15 protein-coding genes are annotated in these 16,126 nt (G+C 60.4%); 10 read left to right on the forward strand and 5 right to left on the reverse strand.

Annotated elements, in window-relative coordinates:
- The first annotated feature begins 144 nt into the window (after window positions 1-144).
- Window positions 145-2,508, forward strand: coding sequence for a DNA polymerase II (locus ALQ04_RS18705; RefSeq protein WP_122317232.1), 2,364 nt, complete (start codon window positions 145-147; stop codon window positions 2,506-2,508).
- 49 nt (window positions 2,509-2,557) lie between these two features.
- On the opposite strand, the gene ALQ04_RS18710 is transcribed toward ALQ04_RS18705, so the two are convergent.
- Complete coding sequence (locus ALQ04_RS18710; RefSeq protein WP_122317233.1) at window positions 2,558-3,193, reverse strand: TetR/AcrR family transcriptional regulator; 636 nt, start codon at window positions 3,191-3,193, stop codon at window positions 2,558-2,560.
- Window positions 3,194-3,284: 91 nt separating this feature from the next.
- Between ALQ04_RS18710 and ALQ04_RS18715 the strand changes: the two genes are divergently transcribed.
- The gene (locus tag ALQ04_RS18715; protein WP_122317234.1) at window positions 3,285-4,382 is read left to right on the forward strand and encodes a Gfo/Idh/MocA family protein; all 1,098 of its coding nucleotides are present in this window, start codon (window positions 3,285-3,287) and stop codon (window positions 4,380-4,382) included.
- A gap of 14 nt (window positions 4,383-4,396) precedes the next feature.
- On the forward strand, window positions 4,397-5,143 hold the full coding sequence (locus tag ALQ04_RS18720; RefSeq protein ID WP_122317235.1) for a YkgJ family cysteine cluster protein: 747 nt from the start codon (window positions 4,397-4,399) through the stop codon (window positions 5,141-5,143).
- Between the two features lie 18 nt (window positions 5,144-5,161).
- Here the strand turns inward: ALQ04_RS18720 and ALQ04_RS18725 are convergent, their stop codons facing one another.
- The 4 genes from ALQ04_RS18725 to ALQ04_RS18740 all read right to left on the reverse strand — a co-directional run bounded on the left by ALQ04_RS18725 (window position 5,162) and on the right by ALQ04_RS18740 (window position 9,146).
- A complete protein-coding gene (locus ALQ04_RS18725) occupies window positions 5,162-6,019 on the reverse strand; it encodes an NAD-dependent protein deacetylase (RefSeq protein WP_122317236.1) in 858 nt (285 codons plus the stop codon).
- A 129-nt stretch (window positions 6,020-6,148) separates the two neighbouring features.
- Complete coding sequence (locus tag ALQ04_RS18730) at window positions 6,149-6,988, reverse strand: TIGR03915 family putative DNA repair protein (RefSeq protein ID WP_122317301.1); 840 nt, start codon at window positions 6,986-6,988, stop codon at window positions 6,149-6,151.
- On the reverse strand, window positions 6,985-8,205 hold the full coding sequence (locus tag ALQ04_RS18735) for a putative DNA modification/repair radical SAM protein (protein ID WP_122317237.1): 1,221 nt from the start codon (window positions 8,203-8,205) through the stop codon (window positions 6,985-6,987). Before ALQ04_RS18735 ends, ALQ04_RS18730 begins: the two co-directional genes overlap by 4 nt.
- Before the next feature lie 68 nt (window positions 8,206-8,273).
- Entirely contained in the window at window positions 8,274-9,146 is an 873-nt protein-coding gene (locus ALQ04_RS18740; RefSeq protein ID WP_122317238.1) for a LysR substrate-binding domain-containing protein, read from the reverse strand.
- A 247-nt stretch (window positions 9,147-9,393) separates the two neighbouring features.
- On the opposite strand from ALQ04_RS18740, the gene ALQ04_RS18745 reads away from it, so the two are divergent.
- The 7 genes from ALQ04_RS18745 (at window position 9,394) to ALQ04_RS18775 (ending at window position 16,110) form a co-directional block, all read left to right on the forward strand.
- Window positions 9,394-10,236, forward strand: a complete 843-nt coding sequence (locus ALQ04_RS18745) for a transporter substrate-binding domain-containing protein (RefSeq protein WP_122317239.1) — start codon at window positions 9,394-9,396, stop codon at window positions 10,234-10,236.
- Window positions 10,237-10,306: 70 nt separating this feature from the next.
- Window positions 10,307-11,146 carry a transporter substrate-binding domain-containing protein gene (locus tag ALQ04_RS18750; protein ID WP_122317240.1) on the forward strand — a complete coding sequence of 280 codons (840 nt, stop codon included), beginning with the start codon at window positions 10,307-10,309 and terminating at the stop codon, window positions 11,144-11,146.
- Window positions 11,143-12,564 (forward strand): FAD-binding oxidoreductase, encoded by a 1,422-nt coding sequence (locus ALQ04_RS18755; protein WP_122317241.1) that lies wholly within the window; start codon window positions 11,143-11,145, stop codon window positions 12,562-12,564. Before ALQ04_RS18750 ends, ALQ04_RS18755 begins: the two co-directional genes overlap by 4 nt.
- Window positions 12,561-13,778, forward strand: a complete 1,218-nt coding sequence (locus ALQ04_RS18760) for an aminotransferase class I/II-fold pyridoxal phosphate-dependent enzyme (RefSeq protein ID WP_122317242.1) — start codon at window positions 12,561-12,563, stop codon at window positions 13,776-13,778. Before ALQ04_RS18755 ends, ALQ04_RS18760 begins: the two co-directional genes overlap by 4 nt.
- Window positions 13,775-14,509, forward strand: coding sequence for an amino acid ABC transporter permease (locus ALQ04_RS18765; protein ID WP_122317243.1), 735 nt, complete (start codon window positions 13,775-13,777; stop codon window positions 14,507-14,509). The genes ALQ04_RS18760 and ALQ04_RS18765 overlap by 4 nt, the downstream gene beginning before the upstream one ends.
- Window positions 14,499-15,287 carry an amino acid ABC transporter permease gene (locus ALQ04_RS18770; RefSeq protein ID WP_122317244.1) on the forward strand — a complete coding sequence of 263 codons (789 nt, stop codon included), beginning with the start codon at window positions 14,499-14,501 and terminating at the stop codon, window positions 15,285-15,287. Before ALQ04_RS18765 ends, ALQ04_RS18770 begins: the two co-directional genes overlap by 11 nt.
- Entirely contained in the window at window positions 15,274-16,110 is an 837-nt protein-coding gene (locus ALQ04_RS18775) for an amino acid ABC transporter ATP-binding protein (RefSeq protein WP_122317245.1), read from the forward strand. Before ALQ04_RS18770 ends, ALQ04_RS18775 begins: the two co-directional genes overlap by 14 nt.
- Window positions 16,111-16,126: the final 16 nt, after the last annotated feature.

Genomic DNA, 16,126 nt, shown 5'->3' on the forward strand with positions numbered 1-16,126 from the left:
ATATGCAGGCTGCGCAGGAGCGATTTACTCGCGGATTCCCGGATAAGCGGAGCGCCGCCTGATCCGCGAAGAACTGCATATCGGGCGAGATCCGGGCGTGGAGGGTAGAATGATTTTCGGAAACATTCTTTTGAGGTCAGCGCGTTGGATTTACAGCAGGGCTTTATCCTGAGTCGACACTGGCGTGATACGCCTGCCGGGACTGAAGTCGAATTCTGGCTGGCCACCGATAATGGCCCCAGACATATCCGCCTGCCTTGCCAGCCTTCCGTTGCCTTCGTCCCTGCCGAGCAGCGCGAGCGTGCCGAGGCGTTACTGCGCCGGGAGCGTGGTGTGGAGTTGCGTCCGCTGGCACTGTGTGATTTCCGCCATCGCCCGGTGCTGGGTGTCTACTGCCAGCAGCATCGCCAGTTAATCAATATCGAGAAACTGCTGCGCAAAGGCAATGTAGACATGTATGAGGCCGATATCCGTCCTCCCGAGCGCTACCTGATGGAGCGTTTCATCACCGCGCCGGTGCTGTTTGGCGGTACACCGAATGCCGAGGGTGTGTTGTGCGATGCCGTGATCAAGCCCGAGCCCGGTTATCGACCGCAGTTGAAACTGGTATCGCTGGATATCGAAACCACTTCCCGAGGCGAGCTGTACTCGATTGGTCTGGAAGGCTGCGGCCAGCATCAGGTCTACATGCTGGGTCCTGCCAATGGCAACAATGACGGGCTGGATTTCCAGCTGGAATATTGCACCACCCGGGCACAACTGCTGGAAAAGCTGAACCACTGGCTGGCCGTGCATGATCCGGATGCAATCATCGGCTGGAATGTGGTGCAGTTCGACCTGCGGGTCCTGCATGAACATGCCCAGCGCCTGAAAGTCCCGCTGATGCTGGGGCGTGGCAGTGAACCCATGGGCTGGCGTGAGCACGGCAGTCGCAACAATCATTACTTTGCCGATATCAGTGGCCGCCTGGTGATCGACGGTATCGAGGCACTACGCTCCGCCACCTGGAATTTCCCTTCGTTCAGCCTGGAAAATGTCGCGCAGACCCTGCTTGGTGAAGGCAAGGCCATCGATACGCCCTACCAGCGCATGGACGAAATCAACCGCATGTTCGCCGAGGACAAACCGGCGCTGGCCCGTTACAACATCAAGGACTGTGAACTGGTGACGCGGATCTTCGCCAAGACCGAGTTACTGACCTTTCTGCTGGAACGCGCCACGGTCACCGGCCTGCCTGTCGACCGCAGCGGTGGTTCGGTGGCCGCGTTCTGTCACCTGTATATTCCGCTGATGCATCGTCAGGGGTTTGTCGCTCCCAATCTCGGTGAGCGGCTGCCGGAAGCCAGCCCCGGCGGTTTCGTCATGGATTCACAGCCGGGGCTCTACGAGTCGGTGCTGGTGCTGGATTACAAGAGCCTGTACCCATCGATCATCCGCTCCTTCCTGATCGACCCGGTGGGACTCATCGAAGGCATGCGTCAGCCGGATGACGAGCATTCCGTACCCGGCTTTCGCGGCGCGCGCTTCTCTCGCACGCGGCACAGCCTGCCGGCAATCGTCGAGCGGGTCTGGCAAGGCCGTGAAACCGCCAAGCGCGAACACAATGCGCCGTTGTCCCAGGCACTGAAAATCATCATGAACGCCTTCTATGGTGTTTTGGGTTCCAGTGGCTGCCGCTTCTTCGATCCACGCCTGGCGTCGTCGATCACCATGCGTGGCCACGAAATCATGCTCAAGACCCGTGAGCTGATCGAGGCCCAGGGTTACACGGTGATCTACGGCGATACCGACTCGACCTTTGTCTGGCTGGGGCGCACCCACGAGCAGGAAGAGGCTGCGGATATTGGCCGGGCTCTGGTCAAGCAGGTCAACCAGTGGTGGCGTGAGCATCTGCACAACGAGTATGGCCTGCACAGTGCGCTGGAGCTGCAGTATGAAACGCATTTCCGGCGCTTTCTGATGCCGACCATTCGTGGCGCGGAGGAGGGTAGCAAGAAGCGTTATGCCGGGCTGGTAACACGTGCCGATGGCAGCGAGGAAATGGTCTACAAAGGGCTGGAAACCGTGCGCACCGACTGGTCGCCGCTGGCCCGGCAATTTCAACAGGAACTGTACCTGCGGATCTTCAAGCGCCAGCCTTATCAGGAGTATGTGCGCGATTATGTGCGACGCACCCTGGCAGGTGAACTCGACGGCTTGCTGATTTACCGCAAGCGCCTGCGTCGCAAGCTGGACGACTACCAGCGCAACGTGCCGCCTCATGTGCGGGCGGCGCGCCTCGCTGACGAATACAACCAACAGCAGGGACGACCGCTTCAGTATCAGAACGGTGGCTGGATCAGCTATGTCATGAGTGTCGCCGGACCGGAGCCACTGGAAGTCCGTCAGGCACGTATCGACTACGACCATTACGTGACCCGGCAGCTACAACCTCTGGCAGACGCCATCCTGCCGTTTGTCGACGATGATTTCAGTACCTTGATCGGTGGGCAACTGGGGTTGTTCTAGGGGGATCACCCGCCTTGCGGATTTATACGCAGCTTTTCAAACGGCAGCGTCAATTTGCAACGGCTGCGCAGTCGACAGCAGAAACTGGCCAGACTGCCATGGATAAATCGACGATTTGCAACAGCTTCTTCTGGTCGGCGCCGTCGCGGGCCAGTGTGGCCAGACCCTGAGTGGTTGCCATGAAAAAACCCGCCAGAGCCGAGGCGTCGGTTTTTGGCGGCAGTTCGCCTGACTGAATGCCTGCTTCGATCATTTCGACGAGGCCGGCCTCCATGCCTTGGCGAATTGCTGCCAGATGTTCGCGTACATCTGCGGCGGCCTGCGAACAACTGATCGCTGCCGTGGCAAGCAGACACCCTGCTGGAGTCGTGTCCGCTGTAAATAAAGTGACCGCATGGCGCAACGAATTCAGAACCTGTTCACGTGCTGTTGCCTGGGAATCAAGCACCTTTCTGGAAGCCAGTCCCGCATTGAGATACCGATCCACAGCCTCCAGAAAAAGCTGTTTTTTATCTCCGAAGGCGGCATAGATGCTGGGCGCGGTGACTCCCATGGCTTTGGTCAGCTCGGCCATGGAGGTGGATTCATAGCCGTGCTCCCAGAAAGCAAGCATTGCCTTTTCAAGCACGGCATCGCGGTCGAAAGACAGGGGACGTCCGGATTTTTTGGGTTCGACAGTTTTCATAATGATCGATACGAAACCTTTGACGGCACCAATATAACTGGCTTATAAGTATTTCGTAATGACTGTTACGAAATATAGAGGCCAGGAAATTATGTCACAGAAGCGACTGCGGGTTGGAGTGATCGGCGCGGACACACAGGCCAGTTGGGCCGGTCTTGCCCACATTCCTGCCATCAAGGCACAAGGCACTCTGGAGCTGGCAGCCGTTGCAACGAGAAGGGAAGAGTCCGCACGTGAGGCGGCACAAGTCTTCGGTGCCGAACGCTGGTATGGCGACCCTTACGAGTTGATCCGTGACGAGACGATAGACATCGTGACGGTCACCGTGAAGGTTCCAGCCCATAGAGAACTTGTGCTGGCAGCATTGGCTGCCAACAAGGCGGTCTATTGTGAATCCCCGCTTGGGGCGACGGTTGCCGAGTCAGAGGAAATGGCAGCAGCAGCAAGGTCCGCTCACACGGCTATCGGGTTGCAGGGACGTTTCAATCCTTCTGTGCGCAGAGCGGCGCAGATCATTGCCTCGGGGAAAATCGGCCGTCCGCTGTCGGCCCGGGTGTTCGCGACAACCTTCGGTTTCGGCCCGCAGACCGTCAGTGCCTATGAGTATTTCGACAAGGCCGCGTCAGGAGCGAACCTGCTGACGATTTCGACAGGGCATGTGCTGGACTTGGTGGAATCCGTGCTTGGTCGCATTACAGAGATCGAAGCCCGTACCAGGCTGCTCTGGCCGGAAGTCGAAATAACCGACCTGGGAACCAGCACACAGCGTGAGGTTGCCGACCATGTCGACCTGATAGCAGAGACGAGTTCCGGGGCGGTGTTCTGCGCTCAAGTGGCAGCCGGTATTGCCCAGGAAGATGCCCGGTTTCTTTTTGAGATTCGGGGTTCACAGGGCTGGCTGAGGCTTGAAGGCGGGCATCCTGCCGGCGTGCAGGCGGGCGATCTGGTTCTGACTTCGAGTGCAGAATTCGAGCCGGTGGACGAGCCGGTCGCGACAGGCGGATGGGAGGGGGCCGCGATAAACATCGGTGAAGTTTATGCCAGCCTGGCTCGTGACGTTATTTCCGGTTCCTTTACAACGCCTGGACTTGAGGCCGCCGCACATAACAGCCGCCTGATTGCAGCTGTCGAGCGCTCGGCGAAATCGGGTATTCGTGAGCGGTTATCGTCTGATAACAGAACTCTGTAGCTTCGGTGTGGAATATGCAAAGTTCTGTCATTCGCTATAACTGTGTGGGCTGTGGAGTCTGTTGCAAAGGCCGGCTGGTACCCTTGACGCTGGTCGAGGCCGAACAATGGCTGGCGCGTGGGCATGATGTAGCCGTGGTGCTGGAGGCGTTCAACGAGCTGACCTGGCCGCTCGACTCCAGGCAATATGCGCACAGCGCCGGCAGGTCGGTTGCGGTCAATAGCGCAGAGGGCAGCATGCGGGTCATTGCGGTGCTCGTTGGCAATGCGCTTGAACAGTGTCCGAACCTGCGCGCGGATAACTTGTGCGGCATTTATGAAGAGCGCCCGCTGGTCTGTCGGATTTATCCGATGGAAATCAATCCGTTCATTGAAGTGAGTCAGGACAACAAGATCTGTCCACCCGAGTCATGGGGCAGCGGAGAGATTCTTTGTACCGATGGGGTGGCCAATCCAGAGCTGCAGGCTCTGGTCAATCAGTCCCCGCAAGCCGATGTACGCGATGCTGCTGCCAAAATAGCGCTCTGCGCGCAACTGGGGATCAAGGTTGCGAGCTGGAAAGAGAATGCGTTTGCCGTCTATTTTCCGCAGCGTTTGCAATTGATCGAGGCGATACGCGACAGCAAGACAGAGGTTATCGAAGGTTGGGCCGACGGCTGGAAAGTACGAGTCGATGATCTTCAGCTAAGTGAGCAACTGGCGGTCCACAATATCCACTTGGCCGACCGGGAGACTGCCGACTATATCTTTCACAAGCTGTAGAGCAACAAGGCGCTGGCTTCAGTTGGCAGCGCCACTCCGATGCAGATTTTCGGCAAGCATGGGCAACACCTGCTCGCACGAAACCTCGAACTTCATGTCCAGCAAGTCGTCTGCCCGGGTCTTGCCCTGATTGATGGCAATGATGGGCTTGCCGTGTTCGGCCATCGCCTTGCACAGCCGAAAGGCCGACCAGGCCATCAATGAAGTGCCGACGACCAACAGCCCCTCGGCCTGTTCGACGCTTTGCATTGCCTTGGCGGCAGTGTCGGTTGCGACGTTTTCGCCAAAGAACACCACATCCGGTTTCAGCCGCTGACCAGCGCAATGCGGGCAATGGGGGACCTGGAAATCTGTCTCGAAAGACGAATCCAGCAGGGTGTCGCCATCAGGCGCCTGAATGGCATCGACGCCGGACAGATAGCGATTCTGCGCAAGCATGATGTCCTGGATCGCTGTGCGGTCGCTGCGCTTGTGGCAATCCAGACACAGCACGCGATGCAGGCTGCCGTGCAGCTCTATGACGCCATGGCTGCCCGCCTGGTCGTGAAGCGCATCGACGTTCTGGGTAATCAGCCCGCTTATGTGTCCGCTGGCCTGCATGCTTGCCAGTGCCCGATGTGCGGCATTCGGCGCGGCCTGCAGAATCCGCGGCCAACCCAGCATTGCCCTGGCCCAGTAACGCTGGCGGGCACTGTGGGCCTTGAGAAACTCCTGATACATCATCGGCTGCTTGCCGCGTCGCACACCGTCCTTGTCACGGTAGTCGGGAATGCCCGAAGCGGTGCTGATGCCCGCGCCGGTAAGAACCAGAAAAGGTTTGTCGGCCAGGCTCTGCTGAAGCGTATCGAGTAGATTGCGGGTCGGATTGTCGAGCATTTTCGGACCTCTACCGGATGGTTGGAGACTCAAGATCGAGACATTAGCACAAGCGCCAATAGCGGGCCGGCAGGAGCGAATTCATTGGCTCTGTCTGTTTGTATGCCGCCTTCGCGAATGAATTGGCTCCTACACGGGCCGGGCAATCCTTTTGCCCGGTCTTGCTCCGATATCGCTGGCCTGGCCATCGCGTTGCTTGCCGGTGCGGGCCTGGGTGATCAGGGCGGGGATCAGCGGGCCTTCGGGCAGGGTTTTCCAGAAGCGGGCCGGCATGTGGCCTTGCATGACCTTGGGGTTCAGGCGCGCCGGGTTGAAGATATGGCTGTAATAGGTCAGCCACAGGTCGCCGTGGGGATCATCCACCTGACGTGCCAGTTTTTGCCAGACTTCAGGGCAGCGCCGTTCATGAATCAGTTGCGTGCCGTCGTAGTAAACCCCGTCCTGCGGCGTGGCGATCAGCCAGCGGTGTTGCCCCATGCGGCCGATGAAGTGCTGGCTGGCGCTGTGCAGGATGTCGTGGGCCGGCTCATGCCAGGCCACATATTCGGGCTGCAGCAATTCGCAGGCTGCGTTTGAGGCGGGAAGCGCCACGAAGCGCAGGAAAGCGTGCAAATGGTGGGCCTCGCGACCAATGGTCTTGAGCCGTCGATGCAGTTCGCTGCCCAACCGGTCGCCGGCCAGCATGGCAGTACGGTCACCATGGCTGACTCGCCAGAGCACTTCATACAACAGGCTCCAGCGTTGATCGCCGCGATAGCAGGCCGCTTTTTGCAGCAGTTCCAGCAACTCCAGGGGAACGCGCGCCTGAAAGGGCCCCGGTTGTTGTGGAAGGTCTTCGTCGCTGGAGAACAGATCGGCAGCGCTGTCTGCCTTCCAGCTGACCCGGCTGGGGTCCACCTCATGGCTCAACAGCCAGCGTGCCTGCTGACGCCAGGTATCGAACAGGTCGTCGCAATCCAGGCAGATCATCCCCATAGCCCCAGTTGTTGGGGTTGTGGCCGATCACGCAACTGGTGATGCAGTTGTTCGCTGCTGCTGTCGGCCTGTGACGGGTGGTAATCGCTGGTGATGATGAACGGCTTGGCCTTGGCCAGGATGCAACGCAGTCGGGTCAGGTCTTCGTAGCGAATCCGCCGCTGCCTGCGCAGTTCCACCAGCCGCTGGGTGGTGCGGATGCCGATCCCTGGAATGCGTGCGATCAAGGCCGGTTCAGCTTTATTCAGATCCAGCGGAAAGACCTGGCGGTTGTTCAGCGCCCAGGCCAGTTTGGGATCGATATCCAGCGCCAGGTCGCCGGGGCCCTTGAGCAGTTCGCTGGCGGTAAATCCATAGCCGCGCAACAGGAAGTCGGCCTGGTACAGGCGATGCTCGCGCAACAGCGGCGGGGCGGCCAGAGGTACGCTGTTCGGGCTGTTGGGAATCGGGCTGAACGCCGAGTAATACACCCGGCGCAACTTGAAGTTGCTATAGAGCGACTGGGCACTGTGCAGGATGGTACTGTCATCGGTGGCGTCGGCGCCGACAATCATCTGCGTGCTTTGCCCGGCAGGCGCGAAACGCGGTGCACGCGGTTCGTTGCGCACGGTCTGTTCGCCGGTGTGGATGGTGTTCATGGCCTGCTTGATCGACACCACGTTCTTTTCCGGCGCCAGGGTCTGCAGGCTGGCATCGGTTGGCAGTTCGATATTCACGCTCAGGCGATCGGCATAGCGCCCGGCCTGTTCGATCAGGGCCGGGTCGGCATCGGGGATGGTCTTGAGATGGATATAGCCGCGAAACTCGTGTTTCTCACGCAGCAGACGGGCAACCTGTATCAGTTGCTCCATGGTGTAGTCGGCCGAGCGGATGATGCCGGAACTCAGGAATAGCCCGCTGACGCAATTGCGCCGATAGAAATCCAGGGTCAGGGTGACGACTTCCTCCGGGCTGAAGCGGGCGCGGGGCACATCGCTGGAGCGGCGGTTGACGCAGTACTGACAGTCATACAGGCAGAAGTTGGTCAGCAGGATTTTTAGCAGCGAGACGCAGCGACCATCGGGCGTAAAGCTGTGGCAGATGCCCATGCCGGTGGTCGAACCCAGCCCGGACTTGCCCTGCGAGCTGCGCTTGGGCGCGCCGCTGCTGGCGCACGACGCATCGTATTTGGCGGCATCCGCCAGAATGCTGAGTTTGTCGATGAGCTGCATGGAAAATACCGATACTGTTTTTATATACAGTATAGAGTTCGGTTACCTACTACAAGCTCCGAATGCGCCTACAAACCCTGATTGGAGCGAATCAACTCATAGGCCTTGCGGGCCAGCGGGTTCACGGTATTTGGCCGGATCCACAAGTGATAGGTCACGTCCGGCAGGCGTGGCAGGCCATCGTTTTCCCCCAGCACGCGCATGTCCGGGCCGAGCATTTCCATGCTGCGCGGCGTCACGCCCAGGCCTGCGCGGGTCGCAGCCTTGATGCCGATCAGATTGGACGCCAGATAGGCCTGCCGCCACGCAATGTTCGCTGCTTCCAGGGCTTGCAGGGCATAGCGCCGATAGATGCTCGGCTCATCCACCAGAATCAGCGGCAAGGGTTCGCCCGGCACATGGATGTATTGCGCCGAGCAGATCCACCAGACTGGCGAGGTGCGCAAGGCAAAGCCTTCGAGGGCCGGATCCTCACGGGTGGAAATCACCATGTCGACCTTGCCGCGATGCAGGTCTTCCATCAGGAACGGGCTGCGACCCACATCGATTTCAAGGCGCAGGCGCGGTGCCGAGCGAGCGATATGGCTCAGCAGCGGCGGCAGAATGGTATCGGCGATGTCGTGGGGCGAACCGATGCGCAGTACGCCGCTCAGGCTGCTGTCGCGCAGGGAATTCAGGGCCTCATCATTCAACGACAGCATCTGCCGTGCATGACGCAATAGCTGTCGGCCCGGATCGGTCAGTTGCTTCTGGCGCCCCTGTTTCTGAAACAGGCTGACACCCACTTGCTGCTCCAGACGCTGCATGTGCTGGGTGACCGAGGATTGGGTGCGCGACAACTGCATGCCGGCCTCGGCAAAGCTGTGATGGTCGACCACCGCGACAAAGGTGCGCAGCAGTTCCAGGTCAAGAGTCGAGGTCGGGCTTGAGGTGTCGGGCATGGTGTCTCGGCCGGATTCATATCAGGAGGTGAGGTAAATACATTACGTAATTTTATGTTTGGCGTGGTGGTTTTTATCTGGATTCCGATTTGATCCAGTAAATGCGGCACTTACAGCACTTGCCAATATGCAGCTACACAGAAAGTTATAACCATATTTGATATTTGCATTTCCGTTCATCGGCAACGAACCCGTAGTGTCCCGACATCGGATCGGGGCACACCGATCATTAGCCAGGGGAATTTGCATGCCGAACAAGCGCTCATCCGTTTCACGTTTTCTTCCGGCCATGCTGGGGGCTCTGGCTGGCATGGCGCTCAGCGGTGCAGCACTGGCCGATGCCACGCTGGACAAGATCCAGGAGCGTCATCGGCTGGTAGTGGGCGTATTGCTCTCCGGCGGGCCGTTCGGCTCCATCGATCCTGCCACTCAGAAGCCCAAGGGCGTCAATGTCGATCTGGCCGAAGACCTCGGGCGGCGTCTCGGGGTCGAGGTGGAGCTGGTATCGGTACTGACGGCCAACCGCGTGCAATTCCTGCAACAGGGCAAGGTCGATCTGTTGATCGCCAATATGGAGTGGACACCTGAGCGCGGTCAGATTCTCGGTTCGGTGCCGACACCGTTCTATCGTGTCGGCGGCACGGCCGCGGTGCTCAAGGACAGTCCGATCACCCGCTGGGAAGACCTCAAGGATCAGCCGGTCTGCACTTCCCAGGGCAGCAGTTATATCAAGGCGCTGACCGGGTTCGGCGCTGAACTCAAGGCATTCAAGACTTCGGCGGAGTCCTTGCTGGCCTTGCGTGGCAATAACTGCGTGGCAGCAGTACATGACGCCACGCTGATCAATCCGTTGCTGGCCAGCAACGACGAATGGAAGGGCTATCGCGCCATCACGCCTGAACTCAATCCGGCACCTTCGGTGATCTGGACCCGTTCCGGTGAAACCGACACCCAGAAGCGTCTGGACAGCATTGTCCAGGACTGGCATCGCAGCGGCTGGCTGATCGAGCTTGAAAAGCGCCACAACATCACGCCTGAATCTGCGGCGCTGGTCGAGCTGCATGAACAGTTCAAGGCCAAGGGCGCCTGATCCCCGCGATACCCGTGCGCTCCGTTTCCCATGCCGACGCGCACAGCGTCGGCCAACAAGGAAGGCTCCCATGAGCAGTTTTTTTACCGGCAAGACCCTGACGGCCCTCGGCTTGCTGCTGTTTGCCGGCTGGGCCCAGGCCGACGCAACGCTGGACCGGATTGAACAACGCCACAAGATCAGCATCGGCGTGATTCTCAGCGGCCCGCCGTTCGGCACCATTGATCCTGCGACCGGCGAGCACCTGGGCTACAACGTCGAGCTGGCCAAGGAAATCGCCAAACGCTTGAATGTCGAACTGGAAACCGTTTCGGTGCTGGCTCCCAATCGTGTGCAGTTTCTGCAGCAGGGCAAGGTCGATCTGTTGATCGCCAACATGCAACTCACCGAAGAGCGGGCGCAGATCCTCGATTACGTGCCCACGCCTTACGAAGAAGTGGGCGGCGCGGCGCTGATCCGCAAGGGCGCAGGCATCAGTAAATGGGAAGACCTCAAGGGCAAGCCGGTGTGCGTGTCCCAGGGCAGTAACTTCATCAAGCCATTGCAGGAAGCCTACGGCGCGCAGATCAAGGCGTTCCGCAGTCAGTCCGAATCGCTGCTGTCGTTGCGCGGCAATGGTTGTGTGGCGGCGGTGCATGTGAGTCCGACCATGCATGCTTTGTTGGCTGAAGCGGAGTGGTCGGGTTTCGAGACGCCATTGTCGACAGACCTGATCCCGTCCAAATCGGTGATCTGGTTGCGCAAGGGCGAGCAGGATACCCAGGCCCGTCTGGATGCCATTGTTCGTGACTGGCATCGCAGCGGCTGGCTGATCGAACTGGGCAAGCGCACCGGCATGGCACCGTCCCAGGCTCTGCATGACTTGCATGAGCAGTATCGCAACGCCGCGCCGCTGGCTGTCACGCCATGACTGAAAGGTTATTCCAGGGATTGCAGCAACTGCTGGGCGCCGGGCATGTGCAGACCGGCGAGCAGGCCGCCGAACGCCTGACCGACAGGCAGCGTCGCTATGTCGGCCAGGTGGTTGCAGTGGTGCATCCGGCCGACACCGAACAGGTCGCTGCCGTGGTGCGCCTGTGCGCTGCCCATGATGCACCGGTGGTGGTGCAGGGCGGCAATACCGGCCTGATGGGGGCCGCGACACCTGATGTCAGTGGCACGGCAGTGCTGTTGTTGCTGGACCGTATGAATCGTGTGCGTGAGATCGATACCGACAACGATACCCTGACCGTCGAGGCCGGCTGCATCCTGCAAAACCTGCAGGACGTGGCCCGTCAGGCAAATCGGCTGTTTCCGTTGAGTCTGGGTGCGCAGGGCAGTTGCACCATCGGCGGCAATCTGGGCACCAACGCGGGTGGCAATGCAGTGCTGCGCTACGGTAATACCCGCGAGCTGACGCTGGGGCTCGAAGTGGTGACCGCCCAGGGTGAAATCTGGAACGGGCTGCGAGGATTGCGCAAGGACAATACCGGTTATGACCTGCGCGACCTGTTCATCGGCAGCGAGGGCACGCTGGGTATCATCACTGCTGCGACCCTGAAACTGTTTCCGCTGCCCAAGGCACAGCTCACGGCGTTTCTGGCATTCGAGTCGCTGCAGCACGCGGTCGATTTCCTGTCCCATGCCCGCGCCGGGTTTGGCGCAAGCCTGACGGCCTTCGAGTTGCTTTCGGCCGAATGCCTGGCCTTGTTGCGCGAGCAGTTTGCGCAAGGGCCACAACCGTTCGCGCATGCGGCCCATCCCTGGTTTGCCTTGCTGGAGCTGTCTGACAACCACAGTGAAAGCCATGCCCGTCAGGCTTTTGAAGATGTATTGAGCGATGCCTTTGAAATCGATTTGCTGGCCGATGCCCTGATTGCCGAGAGCCTGGCCCAGAGCCAGGCGCTGTGGCAGTTGCGCGAGAACATGAGCGAGGCGCAGCAGCGTGCCGGGCGCAACATGAAACACGATATCTCGGTACCGATTTCCCGAGTCGTGGAATTCGTCACCCATACCGATGCCTTGCTGCAACAGCACTTTCCCGGCGTGCGCAATTTCACCTTCGGCCATCTGGGCGACGGCAACCTGCACTACAACGTCGCGCACCCGCCGGGCTCCACGGTCGAGGCGCACATGGCCCGTTACGCCGAGCTGAGCGAGCGGGTCCACGACAGCGTTCAGGCCCATGGCGGATCGATCAGTGCCGAACACGGCATCGGCCAGCGCAAGCTGGAGATTCTGGCCCGTTATAAAAGCCCGCTGGAACTGGACCTGATGCGCCGCATCAAGCAGGCACTCGACCCGCACAATCTGCTCAATCCGGGCAAGGTACTGGAGGTCCGCACATGAGCATCGTCCTGTCCAGGCGCGTACAGCGCGTCTCTTTATCGGCCAATGCGGCTGCAAAATCCCGTGCCAGCGCCTTGCGCGATGCCGGGCTGGATATTCTCGACCTGACCACCGGCGAGCCGGATTTCGATACCCCGGAACACATCAGGCAGGCGGCCTGCAGCGCAATTGCCGCTGGCGCTACCAAATACACGCCGACGCCCGGCGTGCGGGCCTTGCGCGAGGCCGTGCAAGGCAAGCTGCAGCGCGAAAACCGGTTGGACTATGACTTGGCATCCATCGTGATTGCCAACGGCGCCAAGCAGGTCATCTTCAATGCGTTCGCTGCGACCCTGAATGATGGCGACCAGGTACTGGTGCCGGTGCCGTACTGGCCATCGTTTCCCGACAGCGTGCGTTTCAATGGTGGCGAGCCGGTGTTTATCGAGTGTGGCCTGGAGCAGGGCTGCAAGCTGACGCCGGAGCAACTGGAGCAGCATATCGGCGAGCGCACGCGCTGGCTGATACTCAACGGGCCAGGCAACCCCAGCGGCGCGGTGTATAGCGCGCAGGAGCTGTTGGCGTTGGCGCAGGTCCTGCGGCGCCATCCGCAGGTGCTGGTGCTGCTGGACGAGCTGTATGAGCACATTCGCTTCGACGGCCATCCGGCACAGAGCCTGCTCAATGTCGCACCGGATCTGCAAGCGCGCTGCCTGCTGGTGGGCGGCGTGTCCAAGACCTATGCCATGACCGGCTGGCGGGTCGGTTTTGGCGCCGGGCCGCAGGAACTGGCCACGGCGATGACGGTGGTGCAATCGCAATCGACTTCCGGTGCCTCATCAGTTGGGCAGGCCGCAGCACTGGCCGCGTTCGAGGGCGGCCTGGAGTTTCTGCCGCAACAGCTGGCGGCTTATCGGCAGCGCCGCGATCTGCTGCTCGAAACCCTGAGTGCGGTGGACGGCCTTGAAGTGCTGGTGCCGCAAGGCGGTTTCTTTGTCTTTGTACGTTGCGCCGGGTTGCTGGGACGCTATCGCCCGGACGGCCAGCGCCTGGAAAACGATGCCGATGTGGTCGCCTGGCTGCTGGAGTCCGGTGTGGCTGGGGTTGCGGGCAGTGCCTACGGTTTGTCGCCGTGGTTTCGCCTGTCGATTGCCACGGCAACTGAAACGGTGAATGAAGCCGGACGGCGGATTGCCCTGGCCTGTACGCAGTTGCGTGCGGGAGTTGGGGCATGAGCCACTGGCTGGAACTGTTCGTGCAATGGACGGCTGGCTTTGGCCTGAACTACGCCTTTCTGCTCGATGCCTATCAACGCGGTTCGATGCTCGACGGAGCGCTGACCACCTTGCTGCTGTGCCTGTTGACGATCATTGGCAGCTTGCTGGTGGGGGTCGCCCTGGCGGCCATGCTCACCTCGGGCAAGGCCTGGCTGAGTTCGCCTGCCCGAGTGTTCATCGAGGTCACGCGCAATACGCCGACGCTGGTGCAGTTGTACTGCGCGTTTCTGGTGCTGAACATGCTGTTGACCCAGGCCATCGGTGCGGCCAACCCGCTGACGCCTTTTGCCTGGGTGGTGATCGTGATTTCCCTGCACAAGGGCGCGTTTCATGCCGAGGCCTTGCGGGCCGGGATCGAAGCGGTGCCTGCCGTGACTCTGGAAGCCGCCAGTTCACTGGCCTTCAACAGTCGGCAGTTGCTGTGGAACGTGCAGTTGCCGCTGGCCCTGCGGTTTGCCTTGCCGTCGCTGATCAACAACCTGATCGATCTGGTGAAAATGACCGCCGTGGCTTCGGCCATCGCCGTGGGAGATATCACCTATGCGGCGATCATGATCTGGACCCAGAGCGACAACGTGCTGGAACTGATGATCCTGATTCTGAGCTTCTTCGGCTTGCTCAGCTTTGTCGTCAACTGTGCAGGGCGTGCGCTGGAAGCACGCCTGAGGATGCCCGGCTATGGCCATTGATTCATCGGTTGCCGCGCCCGTCGCGTGGCCGCGCCGCCATGCGCTGGCCTTGATTCTGCTGGTCCTGGCGGTTGCCTGGCTGATTTTCGGTGCGCCGCACAGCCCGGTATTCCTGGCCTTGATGCAGTGGTCGCCGGCATTGGCCATGGGGTTTGGCCAGAACATCCTGATCAGTCTGGTGGCCATCGGTCTGGGCACGCTCTTCGGGCTGCTGGTCGGTGCGCTGGGCCTGTCGCCTTTCCGGCTGCTGCGCCTGCCGGCGCGGATCTGGGTGCAGGTCTTTCGCAATGCGCCCTGGCTGGTGCTGATATATTTCACGACCTATGTGTTTCCGTTCGAGGTCAGGATCGGCAGCTCATATATCTCGTTCCCCGACTGGGTGAAAGTCACTATCGGCCTGGCCTTGCCGGCCAGTGCCAATGTCGCGGAAATCTTCCGGGGCGCGGTGGCCTCGATCCCCAGCACCCAGTGGGAAGCTGCACGTTCGCTGGCCTTCACCCGCAGGCAGATATTCAGCTCGATCATCCTGCCGCAATGCTTCAAGCGCATGTTGCCGCCGTGGATGAACCTGTATGCAGTGATCACCATGGGCACGGCACTGGCTTCGCTGGTGGGTGTGCATGACGTGATCGACACCGCACAGATCGCCAGCAACACCGTCAACCAGACCGGCTTCACGGTGATCATCTATTGCAGCCTGCTGGTGCTGTTCTTTGCCTACTGCTACCCGATTTCCCGTCTGACCCAACGCCTGGAGCGACGTTATGCCTTCTATTGATTCTGGCGCTGAACCCTTGGTGAGCCTGCGCGACCTGCACTTGTCGTTCGGCAGCAACCTGGTGCTCAAGGGCATCGACCTGGATGTGCAGCGCGGCCAGGCAGTGTCGATCATCGGCCCGTCCGGCTCGGGCAAGTCGACCATCCTGCGCTGCATCACCGGCCTGTTGCAGACCCAGCGCGGCAGCATCCGCGTGGGTAACACCGATGTGCATGCGCTGACCCACGAGGCGCAGCGTATCGAGCTGCGCAAGCGCGTGGGCTTCGTGTTCCAGCAGTACAACCTGTTTCCGCATCTGTCGGTGCTGGAGAACCTGGTGATTGCGCCGCGCAAGGTACTGGGGATCGAACGTGCCGAAGCCGAGAAGCAGGCGCGTGCCTTGCTGGCCAAGGTACGCATGGAGCACAAGGCCGATGCCTATCCGGGCCAATTATCCGGTGGTCAACAGCAGCGGGTGGCGATTGCCCGGGCCCTGGCGATGCGTCCGGAGCTGATCCTGTTCGATGAAGTGACCTCGGCGCTCGACCCGGAAACCGTCGGGGAAGTGCTGACCGTGATCCGCGAACTGACCGAAGAAGGCATGACCTGTGTGCTGGTGACCCATGAAATGCGCTTCGCCGAAGAAATCAGCGACGTGGTGTATTTCACCGAGAACGGCCTGATCGTCGAACACGGCAGCGCCGGGCAGATATTCCAGCACCCGCACAGCGAGCGCACCCGCGAGTTTCTGCGCCATGCCCTTGGCGATGCCGGGCGTCGTCCGCCAGTTCCTGTCGATCCGTTCGCGCTGGGCAAGATCAGCCGCTACAGCCTGTCTGTCTGAGCAAAACCACCATAAA

Source organism: Pseudomonas cichorii (genome assembly GCF_003700275.1).
Lineage (GTDB): Bacteria > Pseudomonadota > Gammaproteobacteria > Pseudomonadales > Pseudomonadaceae > Aquipseudomonas > Aquipseudomonas cichorii_B.